The organism is Parafrankia soli, from assembly GCF_001854695.1.
In the GTDB taxonomy this organism is placed as follows: Bacteria; Actinomycetota; Actinomycetes; order Frankiales; family Frankiaceae; genus Parafrankia; species Parafrankia soli.
Genome location: NZ_MAXA01000113.1, coordinates 86949 through 113330 on the forward strand (window position 1 = coordinate 86949; position 26382 = coordinate 113330).

The following is a 26382-nucleotide window of genomic DNA, read 5'->3' on the forward strand; positions in this document are numbered from 1 at the left end:
TCATCCCTCGTCAATCCGTCATGTGCTGCCAACCACTGGCACTATGGACCGTGGTGGTGCTAGGCGCTGGACCGGAAGGTGGCCATGTCGTTGCAGGGATACGCGTTCGCAGACGTCGCTGATGTCCGGGAGCGGCTCCGGGAGACGGGCTACCTCGCCGACGAGGCGATCGCCACCACGGTCTTCCTCGCCGACCGGCTGGGCAAGCCGCTGCTCGTCGAGGGGCCGGCCGGTGTCGGCAAGACCGAGCTCGCCAAGTCGCTGGCCGCGGCGGTCGGCGCCGAGCTGATCAGGCTCCAGTGCTACGAGGGCCTGGACGAGGCCCGCGCGCTCTACGAGTGGAACTACAAGAAGCAGCTGCTGCGCATCCAGTCGGCCTCCGGCGCCACGGGCGAGGCCGCCGGGGACGCCGCCGCTGGCACCGCCAGCTGGCAGCAGACCCACGACGACATCTTCAGCGAGGAGTTCCTCCTCTCCCGTCCGCTGCTCACCGCGATCCGGCGGGACGACCCGACCGTCCTGCTCATCGACGAGACGGACAAGGCCGACGTCGAGGTGGAGGGCCTGCTGCTGGAGGTGCTCTCCGACTTCCAGGTCACGATCCCCGAGCTGGGCACCGTGAAGGCGACCCGCCGGCCGTTCGTCATCCTCACCTCGAACGCCACCCGCGAGCTGTCGGAGGCGCTCAAGCGCCGCTGCCTGTACCTGAACCTGGACTACCCCTCGGCCGCCCGGGAGAAGGAGATCGTCCTCGCCCGGGTGCCCGAGCTGCCGGAGAAGATGGCCGAGTCGCTGGTGCGGATCGTGCGCGCGCTGCGGGCGATGGAGCTCAAGAAGGCGCCGTCGATCGCGGAGACGATCGACTGGGGCCAGACCGTTCTCGCGCTCGGTTTCGACACCATGGACGACGCCGCCGTCACCTCCACCCTCGGCGTGGTCCTCAAGCACGCCAGCGACCAGGCCCGCGCCATCAGCCAGCTCAAGCTCGGCGCCAACTGACGCAGGACCGGGAGGTCCCGATGAACCTGCTCGACCGCACCGTCGAGTTCACCGCCGCGCTGCGCCGCGCCAACGTCCCGGTGAGCAGCGCCGAGACGGTGGACGCCGCGCGGGCGGTCGGTGCCATCGGCTGGGCCGACCGGGACGCCCTGCGGGCCGCGTTCGCCGCGACGATGTGCAAGCGCCCGCTGTACCGGAGCGCGTTCGACTCGCTGTTCGACCTGTACTTTCCGCCGCGGATCGGCGACGGTGTCGTGCTGCCCGACGAGGGCGGGCCCGCCGGGGAGCAGCAGCCGGGGGAGCAGCGGAACGGCGACCCGTCCGAGCTGACCCCGCAGGAGATCGAGGCGCTGCGCCGGGCCATGCGCGACCAGCTCCGCGACGCGCTGCTCGACGGCGACGACGAGAAGCTCCGCGACCTGGCCCGCCGTTCGGTCAGCGCCTTCGGCGCGGCGCAGAACGGGCCGGGGCAGCGCAGCTACTTCATCTACCGGGTGCTGCGGGCGATGTCCCCGGAGACACTCATCGCGGACCTGCTCGCCGCGATGCTCGGTGACGACGATCGCGGCGGCCTCGAAGAGCGGATCGCGCGGCAGACGATCGCCGACCGCATCCGGGCGTTCGAGGAGATGATCTCCTCCGAGGTCCGCCGGCGGATGGCCGAGGAACGTGGCATCGAGGCCGTCGAGCGGACCGCGGTGAAGCCGCTCGCCGACCAGGTCGACTTTCTGCGCGCCTCCCAGCGTGATCTGGTCGAGCTGCGCCGCCAGGTGTATCCGCTCGCCCGCCGGCTGGCGACCAGGCTGACGGCGCGGCGCCGGCTCGGCCGGGCCGGCCGGCTCGACTTCCGCCGCACCGTCCGGGCGTCGCTGGCGACCGGTGGCGTGCCGATCGAGACCAAGCACCGGCCGCACAAGCCGCACAAGCCCGAGCTTGTCGTGCTGTGCGACGTGTCCGGATCGGTGTCCTCCTTCGCGCACTTCACCCTCATGCTCACGCACGCGCTGCGCGAGCAGTTCTCCAAGGTCCGCGCGTTCGCGTTCATCGACACGACCGACGAGGTCACCCGCTTCCTGCGCGGGCTCGAGCTGGGCGACATGATGGCCCGGATCGCCTCCGAGGCCGACCTGGTCTGGTTCGACGGCCACAGCGACTACGGCCACGCGATCGAGGTCTTCGCCGAGAAGTACCCGGACGCCGTCGGGCCGCGGACGTCGCTGCTCGTCCTGGGGGATGCCCGCAACAACTACCGGGCCACCTCGGCCGCGGTGTTCCGCCGGCTGTGCGGGCAGGCCCGGCACTCCTACTGGCTGAACCCGGAGCCGCGCAGCTACTGGGGCTCCGGCGACTCGGCCACCACCGCCTACGCCGACCTCGTCGACGAGATGGTCGAGTGCCGCAACGTCGAGCAGCTCCAGCACTTCATCGAGCGGCTGCTACCCACCTGAGGCGCCCCGCCTTGAAGCCCCACCTGAGGCGCCTCGGCGTGGTCGCGCCGTTGTGGGAGATTTGACGTTTCCGGCGCTTTCGGGGTGAACCGATCGCCGGGCCGCTGCGTCCAACCCTTCGACGGCGGGCGCATGGTGTGACCGCCGACGCCCGCGCGGGTGACCGCGCAGGCCGGACGGAGGGGTGCCGCCATGGCGACCGAAACGACGGCGACGACCATGCCGACAGGTCCGACCGACGCGACCGGACAGGCCGATCCGGGTGAACCGACGACCGCAGGCACCGCCGCGGGCGGGCAGCCGGGGCAGCCCGGTCCGGCCGCCCCTCCCGGTCCGGCTGCCCCTCCCGGTCCGTTCGGGGCGCCCGGCCGGAACGAGCGGCCCTGGTCGTCCCGCCTGCCGGCCATGCCGGACCCGCGCCGCCGCCGGCGCCTGATCCTCGGCGCGGGCGCGCTGCTCGTCGTGATCCTCGGGGTGGGCTTCATCGCCGCCGGAACGGACGGCGCCGGCACGAACTCGGCGGACACGGCGGCCGTCCCGATGCCGGCGTCCGAGCCCGGTACACCCGGCGAGATGGGCACGTCGGCGGACTCCAGCGCGTCGGCGCCGTCGCCGGCGCCCGGTGCGGCCCGGGAAGACGGCATCGCCGCGGGAGCGCCGTCGACCGTCCCGGGCGGGCCCGGCGGCACCGGCGGCGAGCCCGCCCGGCCCGCCGGCGCCCAGCCGCGGATCGTCCGCAACGGCACGGCCACGCTGTCCGTGCCGGCCGGTGCCGTGGACAAGGCGGTCCAGGATCTCTCCGCGGCGGCGCGGGGGCTTGCGGGGTACACCGAGTCCAGCGAGGTCAGCGGCACTCCGTCGACCACTGATGACGGCAGCCAGTACGCCACCGTGACCCTGCGGGTGCCGAGCGAGTCGTTCGACGAGCTGCGGTCCGGCCTGAGCCGGATCGGCACGGTGTCGGCGTCGACGATGTCCTCGCGCGACGTGACCGGGGAGTACGTCGATCTCGAGGCGCGCAAGCGCGCGCTGGAGGCCTCCCGTACCGCCTACACGACGCTGCTCTCCAATGCCACCACGGTGGGGGAGACACTGTCGGTGCAGCAGGCCATCGACGGCGTGCAGATCCAGATCGAGCAGATCGAGGGCCAGCGGATGGTCCTCGCCGACGCCAGCGACCTCGCGACGTTGACGGTGCAGATCGCCGAGGACGGAGCGGACCCCGCACCCGGGCCGGACGATGACGACTCGGGGCTGGTCGCTGCCGCGCGGACATCCTGGAACCGTTTCGTCCGCGGTATCGAGGAGATCATCGCGCTGCTCGGCCCGCTGGCGCTGGTCGGCCTGGTCGCCGCGTGCGTCTACGGGGCCGTCCGGATCGCGCGCCGGTGGGGCTGGATCCCGACGACCCCGGCCCCGCCCGCGCCGCCGCGGGACTCGGCGGGGTCGTAAGCGGGCCGGTGCGCTCTGGCACGGAAGGGGTCCGGGGCGGCACGATGGACGGGCACACGCAGGCCGCCGGCGACCGGCACCGACACGTCCGTGTCGGTGCCGGTCGCCGGCCGCGGACGGGAGCGCCGGGATGCCCGAGGCAGGCGAGGAATCCGGATCGGGGCTGACCAGCGCCCGCTGGACGCACGTCGCCCTGCCCTCCAGCGACCTCGACGCCTCGATCGTCTTCTACACGTCGATGACCCCGCTGGTCGTCGTGGCGGTCCGCGAGGACGCCGCCGGCCGTAGCGCCTGGCTCTCCAACGAGGGCCAGTGGCGGACGCCGTTCGTCCTGGTGCTGGTGGACTTCGTCCGGGAGCGCGGCGCCCGGCATCCGATCATGACGCCGTTCGCGCACCTCGGGATCGAGGTCCCGCGCCGGGCTGACGTGGACGACGCGGCGGCGCGGGCCCGGGCCGCCGGCTGCCTGCACTGGGAGCCGCAGGACCTGCCGGACCCGGTCGGCTACGTGTGCGCGCTGACGGACCCCGACGGCAACGTGATCGAGATCAGCCACGGCCAGCGGGTCTTCTCGACGGTGCGTGACCTGTGGGGGCCGCGCGGCTGACCGTCCGGCGCCGCGCCTTGACGTGGCCTCGTCCGGTGATCACGGTGCGTGACGGGGAGCGGGGCCGGTCCGGTGGGGTGGGGGAGCGGAATCATCCGGGCTGCCCGCTCGATAACCTGCACATGAGACCCATAAGGCTCTATTCGGGGCGCTCGACGCGGGCAGCCGGTGATCGCCTGGTTGTGGGGGATTCGTCACCGCGCGTCGAGAGCCGCCATCGCGGGGATCCTGCGGACCCCCGAAAGGACGTGACGCCAGGTGACACCTCCGAGTCCGGCCGTTCACGACGTGCCGGCGATCGGTGGCCTCGGGATGACCGACGTCGCCCGGCAGACCGTCGCTCGGCAGACCGTCGCTCGGCAGGCCGGTGCCGGCGGGGCCCAGCCGGCCGCTGAGCCGCCCTGGCCGGCGTGCTCCGGTGTGGATCTCACCCGTCCCCATGCCGCCGTGGTGCTGCACTACGACGGCGCCCGCCGCGACGCGTGGGGCGCCGCCCTGGCCGCGCTCGACGTCCCGGTGCGCCGGGACGGGGCGTTCGGCGAGCTCGGGTGGGCGGTCCTGGCAGGTGACGCCGCCGACGTCGGCCGGGAGCTGGCCGCGGTGCGATCCCGCCTGGCCGCTGCCGTCGGATCGGACCGGCCGGTGCTCGCCGCCGCCGGGCGGATGGTCGTCGGCGACGGCCGGGACACCTCCGAGACGGCATCGTCGCTCGCCGAGGCACGGGCCGTGCTCGCGCTGCTGCGCCATCGCGGCGACGGCGTGCAGCTCCTGCACTCGGACACCGGGCTGGCCGGGCTGCTGCTGGCCGTCCCGCGGGCGCGGCTGGAGTCGTTCGCCCGGGCCGAGCTCGGGCCGCTGCTGGACCGGCCCGAGCTGCTGGCCACGCTCGCCGCCTGGCTGGAGACGAACGGCAGCCGGGCCGCGGTCGCCGCGCGCATCCACATGCACCGCAACTCGGTCGGCTACCGGATGGACCGGGTCCGCGAGCTCCTGGGCCTGCACGGGGACCCGCCGGAGCGGATGTGGCGGTTGCACGCCGCCGTCGTCGCCCGCGAGCTGGTGGCGGCGCTTCCGGCCGGTGACGCCTTCCCGACCGGGGACCTTCCCGACGGCCGGGCTGGCCTGGCCGGGGCGGTCGGGGTGGCCGGCTACCCGCGGGCCAGCGCGGCGTCCACGAGGACCTGCGCCTCGGCGAGCACCGAGGCCAGGTGATCCGGGCCGGCGAAGCTCTCGGCGTAGATCTTGTAGACGTCCTCGGTGCCGGACGGGCGCGCGGCGAACCACGCGTCGGCCGTCGCCACCTTCACGCCGCCGATCGGGGCGCCGTTGCCCGGCGCGGCCGACAGGGCCGCGGTGACCGCGCCCCCGGCGAGCGTCGTCGCGCCCAGGACCTCGGGCGTCAGCGCGGAGAGGATCTTCTTCTGCGCCGGGGTGGCGGGGGCGTCCACGCGCCGGTAGGCGGGGGAGCCGAACCGCCCGGTCAGCTCGGTGTAGAGAACACCGGGGTCACGGCCGGTCGTCGCGGTCATCTCGGCGGCCAGCAGGCAGGCGATGATGCCGTCCTTGTCCGTCGTCCACACCCGGCCGTCGCGGCGCAGGAACGACGCGCCGGCGCTCTCCTCGCCGCCGAAACCGAGCGAGCCGTCGAGCAGGCCGTCGACGAACCACTTGAAGCCGACCGGCACCTCGACCAGCCCGCGTCCGAGATCGGCGGCGACTCGGTCGATCATGCCGGAGCTGACCAGCGTCTTGCCGACCGCGGCGCCCGCCGGCCAGCCCGGCCGGTGCGCGAACAGGTAGGAGATCGCCGTCGAGAGGTAGTGGTTCGGGTTGAGCAGGCCGGCGCCGGGGGTGACGATCCCGTGCCGGTCGGCGTCCGCGTCGTTCGCCAGCGCGACGTCGAACGACCCGGCCAGCCGCAGCAGCGACGCCATCGCGAACGGTGACGACGGGTCCATCCGGATTCGGCCGTCCCAGTCCAGCGTCATGAAGCCGAACGTCGGGTCGACCGCGGTGTTCACCACCTCGATGTCGAGCTTGTGCCGCTCGGCGATCTCCTGCCAGTACAGGACGCTCGCTCCGCCGAGCGGATCGACGCCGATGCGGACCCCGGCCGAGCGGATGGCGTCGAGGTCGACGACGTTCGGTAGGTCCGCCACGTAGGCGCTGACGAAGTCGTACACGGTCGCCGCCGCCAGCGCCTGGGTGTGCGGGACCCGGGCGACCCCGGTGAGACCCGCCTCGAGCAGCGCGTTCGCCCGGTTCTGGATCGCGCTCGTGGCCGCGGTGTCGGCGGGACCGCCGTGCGACGGGTTGTACTTGAAGCCGCCGTCGGCCGGCGGGTTGTGCGACGGCGTCACGACGATGCCGTCGGCGAGCCCCCCGGGCCCGCCGGCGCCCCCGTGCCCGTTGTGGGCGAGGATCGCGTGCGAGATCACCGGTGTCGGGGTGGCCTCACCGGCCGGCGCGACGCGGACGTCCACCCCGTTCGCGACCAGGACCTCGAGGGCGCTCGCCAGCGCCGGCGCGGACAGCGCGTGCGTGTCGACGCCGATGAACAGCGGACCGCTGACCCCGGCGGCCGCCCGGTGCTCGCAGATCGCCTGTGTGGTGGCCAGGATGTGGTCTTCGTTGAATGACGCCCGCAGTGCGCTGCCGCGGTGGCCGGACGTCCCGAACGCCACCCGCTGGGCCGGGTCGGCGGGGTCGGGACGCACGTCGTGGTAGGCGGCGAGCAGCGCCCGCGGGTCGATGAGCTCGTCGGGAGCGGCGGGCTGACCCGCGCGCGGGCTGTTCGGCATGGGCGGGCTCCATATGGGCGGGCTCGATCGGATCGTTCGGCATCGGATCGTTCGGCTCCCCGGCCAGCCTAGTGCCGCGTGCCGCGACGTTCGCCCCGTCGCCCTGTCACTCGTTGTGGCTCTGGCCGTCGGCCCCAGGCGAGGAGGGGGAGGGGGAAGGGCCGTGGCCTGGCCAGCGGGCGGGATGGCGACGTATCGTGATCGGCGTGCCAAGGTCGGCGGCCCCGCCGGACGGGGCGAGATGCTCCATCGCCCGCAGCCTCGAGGTGCTGGGCGAGCGGTGGACGCTGCTGGTCGTCCGCGAGGCGTTCCGCGGGCGCACCCGCTTCGCCGAGTTCCGCGACGCGCTGGGCATCGCGACGGACGTCCTGACCGTCCGCCTGCGCACGCTGGTCGAGGCCGGGGTGCTCGAACGCCAGGCCTACCGCGAGCCCGGGTCACGCGAGCGGTACAGCTACCACCTCACCCCGGCCGGCCACGACCTGCGCCTCGTGCTCGGGTCGCTGCAGCAGTGGGGCGACGCGCACCGGCCCTCCGGCCACGGTCCGGCCACGGTGTACCGCTCCGCGGTGGGCGGCGAGCCGGTGCGGGTGGCCTTCGTCGACGGCGCCGGGGCGGAGATCGACGTCCGCGACGTCGTCTCCACCCCCGGGCCGGGCTGGCCCCGCATCGAGGCCGGCCCGGAGGCGGCCCAGCCGGCCGTGAGTGTGCCGGAGGGCCGTCCGCCGGTGGACGCGGTGGGCGGGGCTGGTCAGCCCGCCAGCGTGGCCACGGGCTCGCGCGAGGAGTAGAGCTCGGCGAGCGCCGGATAGAGGTCGGTGAGCCCACCCGACAGCGCCGCCCGGATGTGAATGCTCGTGTCGTCCGCGAGGACCTCGGCGGCTCCGGCCTCGACGCCGTCCAGCGCGAGCGCCGCGATGGTGGCCGGGTCCGACTTCGGCGCCTGGACGGCGCGGGTCATCGGGATCTCGCCGTGGATACCCCGGCCTTCAGGCCCGGCGAGGAAACAGCGCCCCTTACTGGGCCGCATGATCGAATCCTTTCGGTAGAATGAGGGCATGTCCCGCTACCGGCTCGACCCGGCAGCCGAACAGGTCGCCGGAATGGAGGAGCACTGCGGGCACGCGCGTTTTGTCTGGAATCTCGCGGTCGAACAGCAGTCATGGTGGACGCCCGGCCGGGGAAACCCGCCGAACCATGCGGAGCGTTGCCGGCAGTTGACCGAAGCGCGGGCAGAGTTCGAGTGGCTGCGAGCCGGTTCGCAGACCGTTCAGCAGCAGGCGCTTCGAGACTTCGACCAGGCTATGCGGAACTTCTTCAACGGCTCGCACCGCCGCCCGACCTTCCGGAAACGTGGCCGGCCCGAGGGTTTCCAGATCGTGGGGAAGAACGCACGGGTCGAGACGCTGAACCGGAAGTGGTCCCGATGCTGGATCCCGAAGGTCGGCTGGGTGAGGTTCCGCGTGTCGCGGACGATCCCGGACTTCAGGTCGTACCGGGTGACCCGGGATCGGGCGGGCCGCTGGCATGTCGCGTTCGCCGTAGCACCCGACCCGGTCCCCGCACCGGGAACCGGCGAGGTCGGTGAGGTCGTCGGTGTGGACCGGGGTGTCGCCGTGTCCGCGGCGCTGTCCACTGGGGAGCTGCTGTCCTGCCCGACGCTGAGACCGAAGGAAGCCGAACGACTCCGCCGGCTCCAGCGCCGGCTGGCGAAAGCCACACGCGGGTCGAACCGGCGCGGCCGGCTGAAGACCCGGATCGCCCGGGTGAAGGCCCGGGAGGCCGACCGGCGGAAAGACTGGGTGGAGAGAACCTCCACCGATCTTGCCCGCCGGTTCGACGTCATCCGGGTGGAAGATCTCCGCATCACGAACATGACCCGGTCGGCCCGAGGCACTGCCGAACAGCCGGGCCGCAATGTTCGCCAGAAAGCCGGACTGAACCGGGGCATCCTCGCCAACGGGTGGGGTCTGCTTGCCCGGCGGTTGGAACAGAAAGCACCGGCCGGGTGGAGAAGATCCCGGCCGCCTATACCAGTCAGCGTTGCTCGTCCTGCGGGCATGTGGCGCCCGGGAACCGCGAGAGCCAAGCGGTGTTCCGGTGCGTCGCCTGCGGGCATACGGCCAACGCGGACGTGAACGCGGCATGCAACATCGCGGCTGGACGGGCCGTGACCGCGCGGGGAGGGGCGACGTCGGTCACGCCCGCAAACCGCGAACCTCAACACTCCACACCTCCTCTGGAGGGTGTGTAGGAGTTGGAATCCCCCGCGTTCACGCGGGGGAGGACGTCAAGTCGGTGTCCATGTAGCCGACGTGCAGCGCCGTCACGGCGATGCCCTGGTCGGCCAGCTCCAGCCGCTGGGAGTTCGTCAGCGACCAGGCGGCGCTCTTCGCCGCGCAGTAGCCCCCGCTCGTCGGCGCCGCCAACCACGACAGGGCCGACAGGACGGCCCCACCGGACGCGCCCGCGTGCCCCGTGGCTCCCGCACCGCCGGCGCCGGCCCCGTTCCCGTTCGCGTTGCCGTCACCCGCCGCGCCGGCGCCGGCGCGGTGCCGCGCGAGCTGCGGGGCGAAGGCGCGGACCGTGCGCAGCGGCCCGAAGAAGTGGGTCTCCAGCTCCAGGCGGATGTCGTCGACGTCCCCGGTGAGCACCGACGCGCCGGTCGAGCTGCCGGCGTTGTTGATCAGGATGTCGACGTCGCCGGTCGCCTCGGCCGCCGCGGCCACCTGGGCCGGGTCGTTGACATCCAGCCGGATCGGTACGGCGCCCGGGGTCTGGACCGACTGTGGGTCGCGCGCGGCCGCGTAGACCTTCGCGGCACCCCGGGCCAGCAGCTCCTCGACAAACGCCCGCCCCAGTCCCCAGTCCCCGGTTCGCCCCGGTCACCAGGACGACTGATCCCTTGATCCTCGCCATCGCCCGCGCTCCGTCCCTGCGGATCACCGTAGGGTTCTGAGTTGGAAACTGAAACTCAGCTGGGGAGTGACGCAGGACATCCCGCCGTGAGCGCTCTGGACGAGGCGCCACGACTTTGCGCGGAGTTAGTGTCCCCACGTGCGACTGGGCGTGATGGGCGGGACGTTCGATCCCGTCCACAACGGGCACCTGGTCGCGGCCAGCGAGGTCGCGGCGCTCTTCGACCTGGACGAGGTCGTCTTCGTGCCGAGCGGGCGGCCGTGGCAGAAGGTCGACCGCGAGGTCTCCGCCGCCGAGGACCGCTACCTGATGACCTTCCTGGCGACGGCCGAGAACCCGCGGTTCACCGTCAGCCGCATCGACATCGAGCGCAGCGGCCCGACGTACACCATCGACACGCTGCGGCACCTGCGCGGGCAGCGGCCGGGTGACGAGCTGTTCTTCATCACCGGCGCCGACGCCCTCGCCCAGATCTTCACCTGGCGGGACCACACCGAGCTCTTCGGGCTGGCGCACTTCATCGGAGTGACCCGGCCGGGCTACCACCTGCGTCGCCACGCCAGCCTGCCCGACGAGTCGGTCAGCCTCCTCGAGGTGCCGGCGCTCGCGATCTCCTCCTCGGACATCCGCCAGCGGGTCGCCCGGGCCGCCCCCATCTGGTACCTGACCCCGGACGGCGTCGTCCGCTACATCGCCAAACGCGGGCTGTACGACCCGCGGTCGGCCGTCGGCCCGCCCCCCGTCGACCCCGGGTGACCCGAGCCCGGGGACCCGGCGCCGGGGAACATTCGACCCGATCGCGGGACGGATGTTCGCCGGCACTCCCGTGGGTGTGTCACGCTTGATACGGCCGTCCGACAGCGGGCGGCCGGCGCTCCCGCCGGGGTGCTCCGATCGGGCGGTGTCAACGCCCGGCCGAGTGCCCCGCCAGGGCGCGCACCTAACCCGCTTTGGAGACCGACCAGCGTGACCGCTTCACCGCGAGCCACCGAGCTCGCCCTCGCCGCCGCCCAGGCCGCCGCCGACAAGATCGCCCAGGACATTCTGATCCTCGACGTGAGCGAGCGGCTGACGATCACCGACTGCTTCGTCATCGCGTCGGCCGAGAACGAGCGGCAGGTCAAGGCCGCCGTCGACGAGATCGAGGAGAAGCTGCGGGCGCTGGGGGCGAAGCCGTTGCGCCGCGAGGGCGAGCGCGAGGGCCGGTGGGTCCTGCTCGACTTCGCCGACATCGTCGTGCACGTGCTGCGCGCCGAGGAACGGGTCTACTACAGCCTCGAACGGCTGTGGAAGGACTGCCCGGTCATCCCGTTCGTGGACGCCACCGTCGGCGCCGGGGTGGCCACCGCGGCCACGGGTGGCGTGGCGGGCGCGGGCGGCGGTACGGCAGAGCCGCGGTGAGGCTGCTGCTCTGGAGGCACGGGCGGACGTCCTGGAACGACGCGGGGCGGTTCCAGGGCCACGCTGATCCGTCCCTGGACTCGACCGGCCAGCGGCAGGCCGAGCTGGTGGGCCCGTTCATCAGGGCTCTCAACCCTGAGCTCGTGGTCTCCTCGGACCTGCGCCGCTGCCGGGAGACCGCGGCGCGGATCGGCCTGCCCGTCCGCGCCGACGCGCGGCTGCGCGAGATCGACCTGGGGGCGTGGTCCGGGCTCACCGGCGCCGAGGCCGCCGCCCGCTTCCCCGCGGAGGACGCCGCCTGGCGCCGCGGCGAGGACGTCCGCCGCGGCGGCGGCGAGACGTACGAGGAGGTCGGCGCACGGGCCGGCGCCGTCTTCGACGACATCGTCGCCGAGGGTCTGCCGGTCACCGCCGGCGGCCTCGTCGTCTTCGTGTTGCACGGGGGGACGGCCCGGTCGCTCCTCGGGCGTGTCCTCGGCGTGCCCGTCCAGAACTGGTGGGTGTTCGGCCCGCTGGGCAACTGCCGCTGGTCGATGCTGCGGCGCGAGCCGGGCGGATTTCGGCTGGTGGAGCACAACACCGGACCCCTCGCCACAGTCGCCGCGGCGCCTGATAAGGTCGTCAGCGTCGGACCGGGGAGCACAGCTTCCCACCCACCAGCCGAGGCGATCCTGCCGACGCAGGAGGCCCCGACGACAAGCGACACGGAACCTGTACACTCGCAGACGCAACCAGCAAGCGGTTGAGACAGCAAGTACCGGTTGCGGTCGAGTAAGATATAAATAGTACGTCGTAATATGGGGCTGTGGCGCAGTCTGGTAGCGCATCACACTGGCAGTGTGAGGGTCAGGGGTTCGAATCCCCTCAGCTCCACAATAGTAGGTATGTTCGAACCCCTGTCGGAAGTCTGACGGGGGTTCGCTTCTTTTTCGGGCAGTCTGCCGTAGCGGGTCGCTGACAGCGTCGAGGACGCGAACCATCGCCGCCAGCGCTGACCCGCGCGTCAGGCAGGCGAGTCAGTCGCAGAGCCGCTTCCATGTGGTGGCGCCGGGCCGCAGTGCGAAGGCCACGCGATGCCCGGCGTCGTCCGTGAAGACGACTTCTGTATCGCTGGCCGGTGTCAGCGTTCCCGGCTGGACCGGGTTGCCCCAACCGGCCGGCGGGTTGCCGTTACCGTCGTGTAGCGGCGGGACGAGTTCGTAGTAGCGGTCCTGGTAACGCGCCTCCGTGATACCGCAGTGCGTGGAGAGTTTGTAAGCGACCGCAGGCCCCGGCCGCTCGTTGCTGACCAGACCCTCGCCGCGGCGCGGTTCGCCTCCGGCGGCGGGCTCCGAGGATGAGGACCCGCAGCCGCCGAGTAGTGCGGTCAGGCAGGCAAAGGCGACCGCGCTGGCCGCGCGCGTCCGTGTCGGGACGAGGGCATACATCGTTCTCCGTCGGCGTCGAAAGTAGAGTGTCAGCAGGTCGAGATGCCGTCCCTGCCCGCCGTCACGTCCAATCTGAAGTGACGGATCCCTGGTCCTGGTGAGTCGTTCCCATCCTCACCGGAGTCGTCCGGAAACCATATGGTCAGAAAAACGGTGCTGCCTTCGGTGGACTTGGAGTAGCATCGGCTTGATCCAATGTGCATAGGTTCGCCGGGATCGACCGGGCGATTGTCGACGTGCTCCAGCTTCCAGCCGGCCGCGGGCACGGTGCGATGGTAGAACTCCATCACTCCATCGGTCGTACCCGCCGGCCGGTATGTGCGCCCCGCATATGTTGCGCCGGAGCTTTCGCTGCAGCCAAATCCCTGTTCTTGGACCGTTGCGCCAGCAGGATGCAGGTCGAGTACGGCGAGGTTGTTCAACCTTGCGGCAAGTTCGTTGTCCCGGTCCGTGCATCCCGCCTCCGGCCATGAGACGGGCAACGCTGAGCAGCCAGCAGTTGAGAGGGCTCCTATCAGCATCCAAAAAATGATCTTGTTTGGCGCGTTCGAAGGGACTCCTCGTGTCACCACGAACATAATCTTAGTTTTCTGCCGGGTCGAGCGTGGCCGTCGCCTCGTCGAGCAGGACGATCGGGGCCCGCTTGAGCGGCGCCCGGGTGATCGACACCCGCTGGTGCTCGCCACCGGACAGGCGTGCACCCGCCTCCCCGACACGGGTGCAGGCCAGCGGCCCGGGCGCGGACGTCGCGTGGCCCGGGTGTGTCGCCCGGCGGCGGGCTCGGGCCGGTGCCGGGGCGGCCTTCCCGGAAGAATGCAACCCGCGAATGGTGGACACCTTACGGACACCTGCTCAATGGTGGGGCGGGTGAAGGTCGGTGCCATATAGTGACCACAGGATGAACAGCTATTCTGTCAACACCGTTTCGGCCCGCGGCAGCAGGAGTTCTGGTTGCCGGGCAGCCCTGGACGAGGCACACGGCGTTCTCGGCTTCGACTCGCCGAAATGCGCCTGTGTCGAAGAGTCGGAGCATTCGGCGCGCGTGGCGCTTGCCATACGCGACCTCGATGGCCAGGGCGTCCTGCGGCTCGCGCTGCGTGCCATTGCCGATCGGGTACACCCCAGAAGGGCAACCCGTGCCTGAGACGCCGTCTATCACCGCCCTTTCCGGTGCCGTGGGTTCCGGTATCGGCGGCATTACCCCCGGAATCCCCGGAACGGGGCCGGCCTGATGCCCGAGCACACCCTTTCGGTCACCCTCACCGCCCCCACGAGCGACAGTCTCGACGCGCTTGTCACCGCGGCCGACGTCGCGCTGATCGCCGCGGGCTGGGCTGTCGGGGGGAGCGCCGTGAAGGTCGCGTGCGAGTGCACCTGGCCCCGTGACAACAACCTGGCCGAGCCCGGCCGCCTGGGCCTGTTCGGCACCGTGGTCTACGTCGTCGCGGCCCTCATCGTGGCCCTGGGCATCCTGCGCGGGTCCGGGGTTTTGTGAGGGCCGGCCGCGCCCGCCCGCCGGCCACCGGGTGGGCGCGGCCGGCGACCAGGCAGAACATCGTTTTGTGCGGCAATTCCGGACGCACCTGACGGTGCGGTGCCATGATGACCCGAATAGCTGCCGGACCACCGTCGACTTCCTCGTCGTTCGGTCGGTGCGGGGCACGCGCGCGCGACGAGGCGTGTCTCATCACGGCGGACTCGCGTCAATGCGGCAGTCGGTTTGGTTGACTGCCAGCAAGGGGGTCAGTCATGGCACGTTGGGTGCGCGCCCGCCGTGGAGTCGTGTGTACGGCCGTTGTCGGTGTCCTCGCCGCGGCGTTACCGGTCGCGGCCGGGCTCCCGGCCGCGCGGGCGGCCGGTGAGAACACATCCACCAATGCCGTCATCATCTGGGACCGTAATGCGCAGACCGCGATCTGGGACGTCGCCGGCCAGCAGCCGCAGGTCCAGGCACGCAGCTTCGCGATGGTGCACGGAGCCGTTTATGACGCGGTGAACGCCATCGCCGGGCGGCCTTACCAGCCCTATCTCCTCGCCCCGCGGGCCAGCGGGCGCGAGTCGACGGACGCCGCCGTCGCGACCGCCGCCTTCCAGGTACTCAGCTCCCTGTTCCCGGCCCAGCGGCCGCGGCTGCAGACGCAGTACGACGAGTGGATGGCGAACCTTCCCGATGACGCGGCGAAGCGGAGCGGGACCGCCGTGGGTGGCCAGACCGCCGCGGCGATGATCAGTGCTCGGCAGAACGACGGGGCCTTCGGTAATCCGACCTGGCCGGTGGGCACCCAGCCCGGCCAGTGGCGGCCGACCCCGCCGACCTTCGCCTCCGACACGGCCTGGGTGGCGAACCTCAAGCCGTTCCTGATCCCGAGCGCGTCGATGTTCCGTTCGGCCGGGCCGCCGGCGCTGACCTCCGAGCGCTACGCCCGGGACCTGAACGAGGTCAAAACGATCGGCGCCGTCAACAGTACGACCAGGACGCTCGACCAGACCCAGGCGGCGATCTGGTGGCACGACCGGCACCTGGGTGAATGGGAGATCAAGCGCCAGCTCGCCACGGGCCGCCGTCTGAGCACCCTGCAGACGGCCCGCATGTTCGCGATGGTCGACCTCACCGAGGCCGACGCGACGATCGCCTGCTTCAACGAGAAGGCGGCCTGGACGTCCTGGCGGCCGGTCACCGCGATTCAGCTGGCCGACACCGACGGCAACCCGGCAACCACCGCCGACCCGACCTGGGCACCGTTGCTCGTCACCCCGCCACACCCCGACTTCACGTCCGGGCACACCTGCTTCACGACGGCGAGCATGTCGACGCTGGCGTTCTTCTTCGGCCGGGACGACATCCCGTTCAGTGCGTACAGTGCTGATTCGGGTACCACCCGCTACTTCCGTGGTTTCTCCCATGCCATCGCCGAGGTGATCGAGGCTCGCGTCTGGGGTGGCATCCACACTCGGTCGGCCGACACCGAGGGCGCGAAGACCGGAGCCAAGGTGACTGCCTACGCGACCAGGAACTATTTCCGCCCGCGGCGTTGACCGGCCCGCACGGCGCGGCAAGCGGTACCCGGCGCCGGGTTGCCCGGTGGTTGCGGCGGTGCCCTTTGCAGCCCCTGAGCAGGCAATATGTGGTCGCGGTCGCAACCTGAACCCGATCGGCCGGACCGCTTTACCGTCGTATGCCGATCCGGAAATGCGCGGGGGGTGCCATGGCGCCCCCGCTCCTGAACACCGCCATTTCTCGGCATTCCTCAACGCGGCCACATTGGTGGCCGCGTGGTGGCGACACAGGGCGGAGGAGTCGCGCGGGCCGGCCCCCTGGTGACGCTCCGGTCACATTGCGATGGCCGCGACAAGAGTGGGTGCCGCCCGGTGTACCGTCGATGCTCCGTGGAGTTTCTTGTTCCTGCGGAGTTGTCGGTGTTGGATGGCGAGGTATTGACTGGTGATAACTTCGCGGTCCGGTTCCACGGACATGTTCCGCTCAACTGGAGACCTGCTCGTGTGGTGGCCCGTTACGCTGCTCCGCGACAGCTTCGGCCTACTCCGCCGGCAGGTGGGGGGTGGTCGGGTGGCGGTGTCGGTCGGGGGCTCCGCGGTGGCCCGTCCTGCTGGCAGCAAGTGGACATCGTGACGACGGGCGGCCATCGGTCGCGGGTCGTGGCTGCCGCGCGGTGGGCGCGGCCCTCGTGACGGATGGCGCCGGGTGGCGTTTCACACCGCACGCACCAGCGGCTTCCCGCGCCTCGAAAACAACGGTCAGCATGGGTATTGTGCCGCGAAAGGCGTGCGGTCCGCGGTGGCCTGAGGTGTTGCTGCCGTCGCTGGCCGGATGTCAGTCTGAACGTGGCTTGGGGGGAGTCGTGTCAGCATGGGTTCGGGATCGTTCGGGGGCCGTCCACGGCCACGTTCTGCCTTGTCCCGCCGGTCGCGCGTAGCGGCGGTATTCGCCGGTCTCCTGGTGGTGGCCGGCCTACTGGCGACCGGTATCGCAGGTCCCGCGGCCGCCGCGGCGGGGCGGCCGCCGGCCGGCGCCGGTTCGGCCGCGTCCGTCGGTCCGGCTGCCATGCGTGCCGTGATCCTCGTAGACGAGTCCGGCAGCCTGGACGACGACGCGGTGCGGCGTGAGAAAGAAGCCGCCCAGCTGCTCGCGTTCAGTTCGCTGACCCCCGATTCGGAAATTGCGGTGGTGGGTTTCGGCAGCTCGAACGGCGAAGCCGGGCAGCATGCGGTCGAGGTTTACTGCCCGCTGACGAAGGCGGAGCCTGCGAAACAGCAGTTCTTCGTCGACTGCATCGACCGCCTGCACCGCCGTGAGCCGTCCGAGGGCGCCGACACTGACCACGCCGCGGCCATGACCCAGGCGCTGAGCATCCTCGGGCGGGCGCAGGAGGGCCGGCCCTCCTTCATCTTCCTGCTCACCGACGGCCGGCTCGACGTGGCGAACAGCCCGCAGTACGGCCAGCCGGGGGCACGCAACACCGAGGCGCAGCGCCGGGTCGACAGCCAGGTCGCGGCCGCCCGGAGCAACGGCGTCCAGATCTGGCCGCTCGGCTTCGGTGACGCCGACCAGGCCGCGCTTGACCGGTTCGCCGCCGGCGGTGCCCAGCAGACCTGCAACAACCTGCCAGACAACCAGCCGAAGGCGCGGGTGGTGACCTCGCCGGACGTCGTGGCGCGCTCGCTGTTCGAGGCGATCGGCAGCGCCAGCTGCGCCCAGACCACCGAGTTCGACACCGGCAAGCTCTCGCCCGGGTCGCCGGTCGAGCTGACCGTCTCCATTCCGGAGATCAGCACCGACGGGGTCATCGCCGTCATCAAGGGCGACTCGCGGGTGGAGGTCAGCTACGTCGACCCCAACGGGAAGGAGGTCGGCGACACCAGGGAGTTCGACGGCTCGATCTTCACCCGGAGCACCGCCAACGGCACGGTCGAGTCGCTGCGGGTGCAGAACCCCAGGCCGGGCACCTGGAAGATCCGGCTCACGGCCCCGGCCGACGTGCCGCCCGGCCAGATCGTCGGCGCCGCCGCGATGTGGCAGGGCGTGCTCCAGGCAGTGGTCGGTCTCAACCCGCCCGTGCCGCAGCCCGGGCAGCAGGCCGTCGTCAGCGTCCAGTTGCAGACCCGCGACGGCGCGATCGACGACCCCGACACCCTGGACGGCATCCAGTTCGGCGTGCGGATGTCCGGCGACAGCATCGAACAGCAGACCGTGCGGCTGACCAACGACGGCCGCGAGGGCGACGCCGTGGCCGGCGACGCCGAGTACAGCGGGCACATCACCGTCCCGCCGGACGCCAAGGGCGCGCTGACCTTCGTCGGCACGATCGACGGGCCGGGTGTCGTCGGCGCGTCCACCGTCTACACGACGGTGGTGGCGGCCCAGGCCAGCCCGATCACCGCGTCGCTGCAGCTCGGCCGCGGCCACGTGGCGCCCGGCGGCAGCCTGACCGGCTCGGTCGTGGTGGACAACACCGACGGGCAGGCCCGCACCCTCTCGCTCCAGCTGCGCAATCTCAGCAACGGGGCGCGCGCGACGATCGACCCGGCGACGATCGCCAGCCAGCAGCGCGGCCGCGGCGAGCACCGGCTCACCGTCACCTTCGGCGAGGACACCGCGCTGGGCGCCACCAGCGGGACGGTGATCCTGGTCGACGCCGCCAACCCGTCCACCGTGCTCGCGTGGTCCCGCCTCAACGCGGACGTCGGYCGTCCCGCGTCGTTGCTGGAGCGGTTCTGGTGGCTGTGGGTGCTGGCCCTGGCGGTGGTGCTCGCGCTGCTGCTGCTCGCCGCCTGGCTGCGCCAGACCGACCGCAGGGTCCGCGACGTCAGTGACGTCACCGTGTACCTGAGCCGCGGCGGTCAGCCGATGGGGCACCTGCAGGCCCGGTCGGACACCGGTAGCCGATTCCCGTTCGTGGTGCTCGACGCGACCGGCGTCGCCCCGCATCTCGACCATTCGTACGGAGGCGGCGGTGGGTACGCGGTGACCCGCAACCGGCACCGGGTCCTGCAGCTGAGGACCGCGGACGGGACGACGCGCGACATCTCGGCGGGGATGCCGGTGGAGATCGAGGCCGGCCTCGCGCTGACCGTGACCGCCGCCGTACGGGACGACCAGCCCTTCTCGACCGTCCCGGGCAGCGACGACCTGTACGAGCGGGCCGGTGATCATCGCGGGAGCGCTGACTCGTGGGCCGGCCACGGCGCGGGCCGCGCCTCCGCGCCCGCCGGCTCGTACGACCCGGTGTCGGGGGCCGACCAGTCCGAGGTGACGACCTGGATCCCCGGCGGCCCGTCGCAGCGCCCCGCACCGAGCGGCTTCAACCCACCCGCGAGCCCGGAGCCGCCGCCCGGCGGTGGCCGCTCGCCCCGTAACGACGACCTGTTCGACTGATCCGGATAGCGAGCCATGAACATTTACCAGCCCATGCTGTTCGTCGGACTGGGCGGAACAGGCTGCCTGGTCGGCGCCGAGCTCGAGCGCCGGCTGCGGCACGAGCTGTGCGGCCCGGACGGCCGGGCGCTGAACCTGCGGGTGCCCGGCAAGAACTACCTGCCCTACCAGCTGCCGTCCTGCGTGCAGTTCGTCTACGCCGACCTCAACGAGTCCGAGCTCACCAGGCTGCGCACCCGGGTCGTCCCCTCGGAGGAGCACGCGAACGCGGCGGCGCCCACCCAGCACGTCACGCACGGCCTCATCCCGACCGTCGACACCTACCCGGACGTCGCCCGCAGCCTGCGGGTGAACGCGCGGGAGCTGGTCCGGGGCTGGCTGCCGCCGGCCGAGGGCGAGCCCCGGGTGGCGCCGCTGATGCGGGGGGCGGGCCAGCTGCCCACCGTCGGGCGGGCGGCGCTGTTCGAGACGTTCCGGTCCGGGGTGGCGCCGGCCCGCCGTCCGCTGTCCGACGCAGTCGGCAAGATCGCGACCTCCGGCCAGGAGCTGGCGGCGCTCGGCGGCCGGCTCGGGCAGACCTGTGACGTCTTCGTCGCCTTCTCCGTCGCCGGCGGCACCGGCGCCGGCATCTTCTACGACTACCTGCACCTGATCGGCGACGCGTTGCAGCGCTCGAAGGTCCGGGCGCAGATCTACCCGCTGGTGCTGATGCCCTCGGCGTTCGACGAGGGGGTCGGCGGCGGCCGGCGGGCCCGGCTGAACGCCGGCCGCGCGCTGCTCGACCTGTTCCGTCTCATCGACGACCAGAACGGCCACGACGCGGGGACGGAGCTGACCGCGCGCGGCACCTCCGGCACGCTCGGCGTCCAGTATCCGGACGGCGAGGGCCAGATCAACCTGCTGCCCTCGACCATCCAGACCGGATTCCTGTTCAACCGGGCCGACGGCGTGGAACGCGACGACCTGCATCGCTCGGTCGTGTCGCTGATCCTCTCCCTGGTCGGCACCGGGCAGGAACACGACGACGGCGACGCCATCGCCGACCGGCTCTACCAGTCGTTCGCCGACGACTTCATCAACCGCGGCGTCGAGCGGGAGGTGCCGGCGTCCTCCGGCATCGGCCGGCGGGGCGTGTCGACGAGCCTGGTCGCGTCCATGACGATCCCGGTCGAGGAGCTGGCCGACCTGGTCGCCTCCCGGCTGCTGGCCCGCGGGGCGTACGACCTCGCCGCGCCCGCCCCGGGCACGGCCGCCGACGACGCCGGCATGATCAGGCGGTTCGCCTCCGCCGCGAACATCGGCCCGATGGTCACCCGGCAGCCCTTCCAGTTCACCGAGCCGGCACCGGCCCGCGGCGCGGCGGAGATCCTCTCCGCGCTGCGGGCCCGGCTGCAGGCCATGGAGGGCAACCTGGCGGGCCTGGGCACGATGGTCCGCCAGCAGGTGCCGGCGATCGCCGGCGCCTTCGACCCGGCGGCCGGCCTCGACGACCTGCTCGGCGAGGTCGACCTGCTGCACGCCCGCCGGATCGTCGAGGGCCGCGCGGGGGAGAGCGACCCGGTGAGCCGGGGCGGGGTGGTCGGCTTCCTGGCCAACCGCCGCACCGAGCCGCCCGCGCCCGCCGGGATCTCGGTGAACCCGCCGGCGCCGCTGGCGATCCGCGACCGGCGCCTCGGCGCCAAGGTGCGCTGGGGTGACCGGGAGGTGGTGGAGACCATCCACCGCCAGGACACCTGGTACAGCTGGCGTACCCGGTGCGTCTGGAACGCCGCCTGGGACGAGCAGCAGGTGCGCTGGGAGAAGGCCCTGCGGCGGTTCCGCGCGCAGCTGAGGCTCGCCGCCGAGGCCTTCGACGAACACAGCCGCTCCGAGCCCGGCGAGTTCGCCCGGCGCACGGCGGACCTGTTCCGGCCGCGGGTCGGGGTGACCTACCTGCTGCCCCCGCACGGCGACATGGACGACTTCTACCAGAGGGCCCTGCAACGGCTCACGTCCGCGCTGGGCCTGCGGGGAGCCGCCTCCGAGGGCGACGTGATGCACCGCCTGCTCGGCCCGGACGGCTGGCGCCGGGTGTGGGAGGCGACCGTCACCAGGGGCGGGGAGGCTGCCGTCGCCGTCGCCCGGGAGCGGCTGCAGGAGGCGGTGAAGCGGCTGTTCCAGGAGTCCGACGGGCTCGACGGTGAGCCGCTGCTGCCGACGATGGCGAGCCTGCTCGCCGCGACGGTGCGCCGGGACGGCCCGGCCGCGGTCGGGGAGGACGACATCCGCCAGTTCCAGACGAAGATCCACGGTCTGGTGCCGGCCAGCTTCTCGCCCCAGGGCTCCGGCAATCTGAAGATCCTCGTCTCCTACCCGGCCGGGGCCCGGGACACCCAGATCGAGGGCTACCTCGCCCGCGCGATCCGGCTGCCGAACGAGAGCGGCATCTCGATGGAGTTCCGCCCGATCAACGCGGACTCGGTCGCGGTCGTCCTGCTGCGCACCTCGATGAGCATCACCGAGGTGCCCGAGCTGCGGGAGATCCTGCACCACTGGGCCGACGCGCTGCGCAACGAGCAGTCGCAGGACTTCCTCAGGTGGCGCCAGCGGCTCGGCTTCGACTACGGCTGGCTGGCCACCACCGAGGAGGACCGGGTCCGCATCCTGCACCGGCTGCTCTGCGCGATGTGGAACGGGCAGGTCCAGGCGCTGGCCGGCGGGACGGAGTCCCCGTACTCGATCCGGGTCTCGCTCGGTGACCCCAACACCGACACCGACAGCGACGGCGTGAGCATGACCCTGGCGCTCTCCCCGTTCGAGCCGGCCTCGTCATGGGGCAGCATGCTCCGCGCCTACGAGGACTGGTCGCTCGCGGACGACGAGCGGGTGCGCCGGGACTTCTCCGAACAGCTGATGCGGGTGGTGCCGATCGGGGTGACCGGCCGGGCCGCCAACCCGCACCCGGTGTTCCGGGCGTTCGTCGACAACGCGGACAAGCAGGCCGACCTGCTCGCCGAGATGCTCATGAAGCTGCCGCCGGGCAGCCGGGGCTGGGCCGAGCAGCAACACGCCTTCTGGGCGTACACCGTGCCGGCCGCGCTGGACATGGGGTTCTCCAACGTCTCCACCCCGGTGCGGGCGAACCTGCGCCAGCTCTACGAGATGGTCGGCACCCGCGGGAAGGACCTCGGCAGGTGAGCACGGACACCACCGGCCGGACCTCCGCCACCGCCACCGCCGAGGCGAAGGTCATCGACATCGACCTCCGGGAGCGGTACGAGGACCTGCTCTCCTTCGGGTCCTTCACCGAGGTGCAGCGGGCGTTCGCCACCTCGCTCGGCTTCATGGAGAGCGACCTGACCCGGGTCCTGGTCATCGACGACACCCGCGACCTGGAGGCGCACGCGGACGCGCTCGGCCTGATCGTCAAGGCACCCGGGGTGCAGCAGGTGATCTGCCTCGCCGTCGGGCCGCCGCTGGACGACGTGGGCCGCGGGCTGGGCCGCCTGGTGGCCGACAGCGCCGTCGACCCGAACCGGGTCGCCCTGCACAAGCCGTTCGAGCTGGCGTCGCACGTGATGCTCTGGGTCGGCGACGCGCGCGGCATCGGTTGGGGTATGGGCCAGCACCGGGCCCAGGCGATCGCCACGGGTAGCTCCCCGGCCCAGGGGCCGGTGCTGGACGCGCTGTTCGACGCGCTGCTCACGCCGAAGGTCTTCGACCGGGTCTACGAGGTCGTCCGGTCGATGCCGGAGGGGGTGGCCTCGCCGGGCCTGCGGGCGATGATCGGGCAGGTCGACGACGACGTGCTCGCCGACGCCCGGGTCCGCGCGATCGACCGGATCCTCGCCCCGCGCCGGCACGGCGACGAGGAGCAGCCCGACGGCGGCCTGGTCACCGACCCGTTCCGGCTGCTGCTGCGCTACCCGCGGGCCAAGGAGGCGGGCAACCCGATCCTGGCCCGCGACGGCGGGATGGACCACGTCGCGCGGGGCTTCCGGGGCCAGCTCAAGGAGGCCGTGAACGCGCATGCCGTCATCACCGGCCCCGGGCCGGTGCTGCAGAACCTGCGGGCGGGCGGCAAGGCCGCCCGCAGCCCCGCAGGGCTGCTGACGGCCCGTGTCATGCAGGTGGGCCACGACCTCGGCAGGCTGCGCGACGATCTGTCGCGGATGTTCACCGAGTACGACAGCGTTCACCCGCTGGGCACGACCGACCTGCTCGAGCTTGGCCGGCGGGGCTTCGCCCTCGCCCCGCCCGAGGGCACCCAGCGGGTGGACCTGCTCGCCTCGCTGCGCCACCTCGTCACGGGCGCGCTCGACAGCCGCCGTCCGGTCACCGAGATCATCGGCTGGCTGAGCTGGATGCACGGGATGCTCGTCCCGGTCGGCAGCGCCGCCCGCCTGGACGACCTGGACCGGGCGTGCGACACCGATCGGCTCCAGTACCTGCGGGATATGCCGCGCAGGCTGGACGTCAACCTGCTGTCGGCACTGGCCATCCTGCCGGTGCTGGTCTGCGGGCTGCTCGCCGCCGCCGCGCCCGACTCGGCCCGCTCCAGTGCCCTCGCCGGGGCCGGCGCGGCCCTGCTCGTCGCCGTGCGCGGCTGGCCGCTCGTGGTGGCCCGCCGGATGACACCGCTGGCCAACCACAGGATGTCCGACTGGATCTTCCTGGCGGTGCTCGCGCTGTTCATCGGATCCGGGGCGACCGCCCTGCTGGCCGTGGGCGCGCAGGAGCCGGCCACCCTGGCGCAGGCCGCCGCCGCCCTGGGCCTGCTGGCCGTCGTCGGCCTGGTGGGCTGGTGGTTCCTGCTCGGTAAGGAGGCCACCCAGAGCGACCGGAGCCCGGTCGACCTGGCCGCTCTGGTCATCATCGCCCTCGGTGCCGGCTGTGTCGGGCAGGTGCTGGGCACCGCCGACAGCCTCGACCCGGTACTGAGCCTGCCGGTGCGGATCGTGGCCGGCGCGCTGGCGTTTGTGGGCCTGATGTGGTGGCCGTACCTGGTGTGGTCGCGGGCCGTGCGCCGGTGGCATCCCGGCGAGTACGTCACCCTCGCGCGGGCGATGTCCGAGGGGACCATCGCGCTCATGGAGGACGTCGCCCGGTACGACTGGTCGCTGACCGGCCCCCGGCGGGCCGGCGCCGACCTGGTCCGGGCGATGTCGCTGGCCTTCGAGGACGTCACCTCGGCGCTGACCGGCTACTCGGACCGGTTGCGCGGCTTCCCGGCGCGCCCGCCCCGCAGCCGCGAGGCCGGGGTCGACACCGACGTCTCGCTGCGCCTGCGCTCCATGGGCGCCGCGATCAGCGACGTGGTCGAGGCCGACGTCGTCGACCTGATCGCGAGCGTGATCGACCGGTGCTGGCCCGACATCGAGCGGGAGGCGCTCGACGCGCTGGGCGAGCGGGTCGTCTCCGAGACCCGGCACGGCCTCGACCGCTACAACCGGCACCTTGAACGGATGGGCGTCCACGCGACCCCGCCGTTCCGCGCGGACGACACGGACCGGCGCGAGCTCGTCGACGCCGCCTGGCAGCAGTCGGACCGGCTCGGCGTGCTGCTGCGCGCCGACGTCGCCGACAGCGGGCTGATGCAGCTGTGCGCGCCCGAGCACCTGCAGCTGCTCGACGTCGACGCCCGCTCGGCGGCCGTCGTGCGGTTCGCGCCGAGGGCCGCGCAGCCCTCGCTGGTGGCGCGCGGGCCCGGTACCGGCGCCGGCGGCGGGTGGGGGTTCGACCCGTTGCCCTCAGCGGTGCTCGGCGAGCTGGAATGGCCGGAGTGGGGCCAGGTCGCCGGAGTGCTGCGGCTGGTGCGGATGCGCCCCGGCACGGTGGAGACCGTGCTCAAGGGGGGGCGATGAGCCCGCCGAGCGGATCAGGACTCGGCGGCGACTGGTGGGATGCCAGCCCCCGCCCCGGCCGCGGCGACACCGACCTGCACCGGACCAGCCGCGGCGAGCCGATCGACACCTTGCGCGAGGAGACCATCGCGTATCGTGACGTCTATGGACGCCGCCGGACGATGCGGGCCCGGGTCACCGAGGACGACCCGGCGGCCGACCCGTTCTACCGGACCAGGCTGGTCGTCGATGCCGACCGGCTGGTCGAGTACGTCCAGAAGCGGGTGCACGCCGCCGGGCGGCGTGCACCCGCCAACTCCGCCGCGACCTCGCGGGCGCCGGACGGGATCGACGCCGTCGACAACGAGATCCAGATGGGCCTGCACCTCGTCGACGCGTTCGGCGAGGAGAACTACCCGCGGGAGCTGTCCCACCTGGTCGGCTACTACCCCGACGACGCCGACCGCGAGCCGTTCGTGCTGCTGGCCGAGCGCGGCCGGCCGGTCGAGCGGTTCGCCGGCCGGCTGCTGCTCGACCAGGTCGAGCAGTTCCCGACCAGCCTGCTGCGCGCGCTGGACCTGCTGGAGTCCGCCGGCGTCGTGCACCGCTGGCTGACCACCCGGACGGTCCAGTTCGACGACCGGCACGTCCAGATCACCGACTTCCGGCACGCGGTGCTCGTCGGTGAGCGCTGCGGCCCGGCGCCCGACCCGCGGTGGGCGGCACCCGAGGCGGTGTACGGCGACGGGCCGGCCACGACGAAGGAGGACGTCTACAGCGTCGGCCGCGTCCTCAACGAGGTGATCGCCGACCGGTCCGGCCGGGCCTCGACGCGCCGCGGTGGGGCCGAGCGGCTGCTGGGATCGGACGGCCCGCTCGGCCGGATGGTCGACCACGATCCGGACCTGCGCCCACCGGCCGCCGAGGTGCTGGCCGCCCTCGGCCGGGACGTCGACCGGGCGGCCGGCACCCGGCGCGCCAGGTCGGGCGGCGACGCCCGGTTCGTCGAGGGACTGCGCAGCTTCGACGCGATCGTGCGGCGGCGGGGGACCGGCGACGACGAGCCGACGCCGCGTCCTACGACCGGCGGCGCGGACCGCGGAAGGCGATGA

At 72.4% G+C, this 26382-nt stretch carries 21 protein-coding genes, 1 tRNA gene and 1 pseudogene; 18 read left to right on the forward strand and 5 right to left on the reverse strand.

What is annotated here, in order from left to right:
- The first annotated feature begins 84 nt into the window (after window positions 1-84).
- The 5 genes from BBK14_RS10810 to BBK14_RS10830 all read left to right on the forward strand — a co-directional run bounded on the left by BBK14_RS10810 (window position 85) and on the right by BBK14_RS10830 (window position 5718).
- Window positions 85-999, forward strand: a complete 915-nt coding sequence (locus BBK14_RS10810; protein ID WP_071061524.1) for an AAA family ATPase — start codon at window positions 85-87, stop codon at window positions 997-999.
- Window positions 1000-1019: 20 nt separating this feature from the next.
- On the forward strand, window positions 1020-2447 hold the full coding sequence (locus BBK14_RS10815) for a vWA domain-containing protein (RefSeq protein ID WP_071061526.1): 1428 nt from the start codon (window positions 1020-1022) through the stop codon (window positions 2445-2447).
- Window positions 2448-2639: 192 nt separating this feature from the next.
- Window positions 2640-3899, forward strand: coding sequence for a DUF4349 domain-containing protein (locus BBK14_RS10820; protein WP_241831387.1), 1260 nt, complete (start codon window positions 2640-2642; stop codon window positions 3897-3899).
- Window positions 3900-4029: 130 nt separating this feature from the next.
- Window positions 4030-4506, forward strand: coding sequence for a VOC family protein (locus BBK14_RS10825; protein WP_071061528.1), 477 nt, complete (start codon window positions 4030-4032; stop codon window positions 4504-4506).
- Between the two features lie 258 nt (window positions 4507-4764).
- A complete protein-coding gene (locus tag BBK14_RS10830) occupies window positions 4765-5718 on the forward strand; it encodes a PucR family transcriptional regulator (protein ID WP_071061530.1) in 954 nt (317 codons plus the stop codon).
- Here BBK14_RS10830 and pgm read toward each other — a convergent pair.
- Window positions 5655-7307 (reverse strand): phosphoglucomutase (alpha-D-glucose-1,6-bisphosphate-dependent), encoded by a 1653-nt coding sequence (pgm, locus tag BBK14_RS10835; protein WP_071061532.1) that lies wholly within the window; start codon window positions 7305-7307, stop codon window positions 5655-5657. The two genes, BBK14_RS10830 and pgm, sit on opposite strands and share 64 nt — an antisense overlap.
- 206 nt (window positions 7308-7513) lie before the next feature.
- On the opposite strand from pgm, the gene BBK14_RS10840 reads away from it, so the two are divergent.
- On the forward strand, window positions 7514-8098 hold the full coding sequence (locus BBK14_RS10840) for a winged helix-turn-helix transcriptional regulator (protein WP_241831388.1): 585 nt from the start codon (window positions 7514-7516) through the stop codon (window positions 8096-8098).
- On the opposite strand, the gene BBK14_RS10845 is transcribed toward BBK14_RS10840, so the two are convergent.
- On the reverse strand, window positions 8059-8337 hold the full coding sequence (locus BBK14_RS10845; protein WP_071061536.1) for a Rossmann-fold NAD(P)-binding domain-containing protein: 279 nt from the start codon (window positions 8335-8337) through the stop codon (window positions 8059-8061). The two genes, BBK14_RS10840 and BBK14_RS10845, sit on opposite strands and share 40 nt — an antisense overlap.
- Before the next feature lie 28 nt (window positions 8338-8365).
- Between BBK14_RS10845 and BBK14_RS10850 the strand changes: the two are divergent.
- A pseudogene (locus tag BBK14_RS10850) lies at window positions 8366-9561 on the forward strand (RNA-guided endonuclease InsQ/TnpB family protein).
- Between the two features lie 19 nt (window positions 9562-9580).
- Here the strand turns inward: BBK14_RS10850 and BBK14_RS10855 are convergent.
- Window positions 9581-10168: an SDR family NAD(P)-dependent oxidoreductase gene (locus BBK14_RS10855; RefSeq protein WP_338045451.1), complete on the reverse strand. Its 588-nt coding sequence runs from the start codon at window positions 10166-10168 to the stop codon at window positions 9581-9583.
- Window positions 10169-10364: 196 nt separating this feature from the next.
- On the opposite strand from BBK14_RS10855, the gene nadD reads away from it, so the two are divergent.
- The 4 genes from nadD to BBK14_RS10875 all read left to right on the forward strand — a co-directional run bounded on the left by nadD (window position 10365) and on the right by BBK14_RS10875 (window position 12500).
- Window positions 10365-10982: a nicotinate-nucleotide adenylyltransferase gene (nadD, locus tag BBK14_RS10860; RefSeq protein WP_020462717.1), complete on the forward strand. Its 618-nt coding sequence runs from the start codon at window positions 10365-10367 to the stop codon at window positions 10980-10982.
- Between the two features lie 210 nt (window positions 10983-11192).
- Window positions 11193-11627, forward strand: coding sequence for a ribosome silencing factor (rsfS, locus tag BBK14_RS10865; RefSeq protein ID WP_071061538.1), 435 nt, complete (start codon window positions 11193-11195; stop codon window positions 11625-11627).
- On the forward strand, window positions 11624-12373 hold the full coding sequence (locus BBK14_RS10870) for a histidine phosphatase family protein (RefSeq protein ID WP_071061541.1): 750 nt from the start codon (window positions 11624-11626) through the stop codon (window positions 12371-12373). The genes rsfS and BBK14_RS10870 overlap by 4 nt, the downstream gene beginning before the upstream one ends.
- Window positions 12374-12426: 53 nt before the next feature.
- A tRNA-Ala gene (locus BBK14_RS10875) sits at window positions 12427-12500 on the forward strand.
- 143 nt (window positions 12501-12643) lie between these two features.
- Here the strand turns inward: BBK14_RS10875 and BBK14_RS10880 are convergent.
- Both BBK14_RS10880 and BBK14_RS42785 read right to left on the reverse strand, forming a co-directional pair.
- Window positions 12644-13054, reverse strand: coding sequence for a hypothetical protein (locus BBK14_RS10880; RefSeq protein ID WP_071061544.1), 411 nt, complete (start codon window positions 13052-13054; stop codon window positions 12644-12646).
- Between the two features lie 582 nt (window positions 13055-13636).
- Window positions 13637-13891, reverse strand: a complete 255-nt coding sequence (locus BBK14_RS42785; protein WP_198541234.1) for an ATP-binding cassette domain-containing protein — start codon at window positions 13889-13891, stop codon at window positions 13637-13639.
- A gap of 61 nt (window positions 13892-13952) precedes the next feature.
- On the opposite strand from BBK14_RS42785, the gene BBK14_RS38840 reads away from it, so the two are divergent.
- The 7 genes from BBK14_RS38840 to BBK14_RS10915 all read left to right on the forward strand — a co-directional run bounded on the left by BBK14_RS38840 (window position 13953) and on the right by BBK14_RS10915 (window position 26382).
- On the forward strand, window positions 13953-14198 hold the full coding sequence (locus tag BBK14_RS38840) for a hypothetical protein (protein WP_131625913.1): 246 nt from the start codon (window positions 13953-13955) through the stop codon (window positions 14196-14198).
- 87 nt (window positions 14199-14285) lie between these two features.
- A complete protein-coding gene (locus BBK14_RS10890; RefSeq protein WP_071061548.1) occupies window positions 14286-14549 on the forward strand; it encodes a hypothetical protein in 264 nt (87 codons plus the stop codon).
- 254 nt (window positions 14550-14803) lie between these two features.
- Window positions 14804-16090 (forward strand): vanadium-dependent haloperoxidase, encoded by a 1287-nt coding sequence (locus tag BBK14_RS10895; protein WP_071061550.1) that lies wholly within the window; start codon window positions 14804-14806, stop codon window positions 16088-16090.
- Between the two features lie 1027 nt (window positions 16091-17117).
- Window positions 17118-19448 carry a vWA domain-containing protein gene (locus tag BBK14_RS10900; RefSeq protein WP_157904238.1) on the forward strand — a complete coding sequence of 777 codons (2331 nt, stop codon included), beginning with the start codon at window positions 17118-17120 and terminating at the stop codon, window positions 19446-19448.
- 15 nt (window positions 19449-19463) lie between these two features.
- Entirely contained in the window at window positions 19464-22625 is a 3162-nt protein-coding gene (locus BBK14_RS10905) for a tubulin-like doman-containing protein (RefSeq protein ID WP_071061554.1), read from the forward strand.
- Entirely contained in the window at window positions 22622-25291 is a 2670-nt protein-coding gene (locus BBK14_RS10910; RefSeq protein WP_071061556.1) for a hypothetical protein, read from the forward strand. The genes BBK14_RS10905 and BBK14_RS10910 overlap by 4 nt, the downstream gene beginning before the upstream one ends.
- Window positions 25288-26382, forward strand: a complete 1095-nt coding sequence (locus tag BBK14_RS10915) for a protein kinase domain-containing protein (protein ID WP_071061559.1) — start codon at window positions 25288-25290, stop codon at window positions 26380-26382. The genes BBK14_RS10910 and BBK14_RS10915 overlap by 4 nt, the downstream gene beginning before the upstream one ends.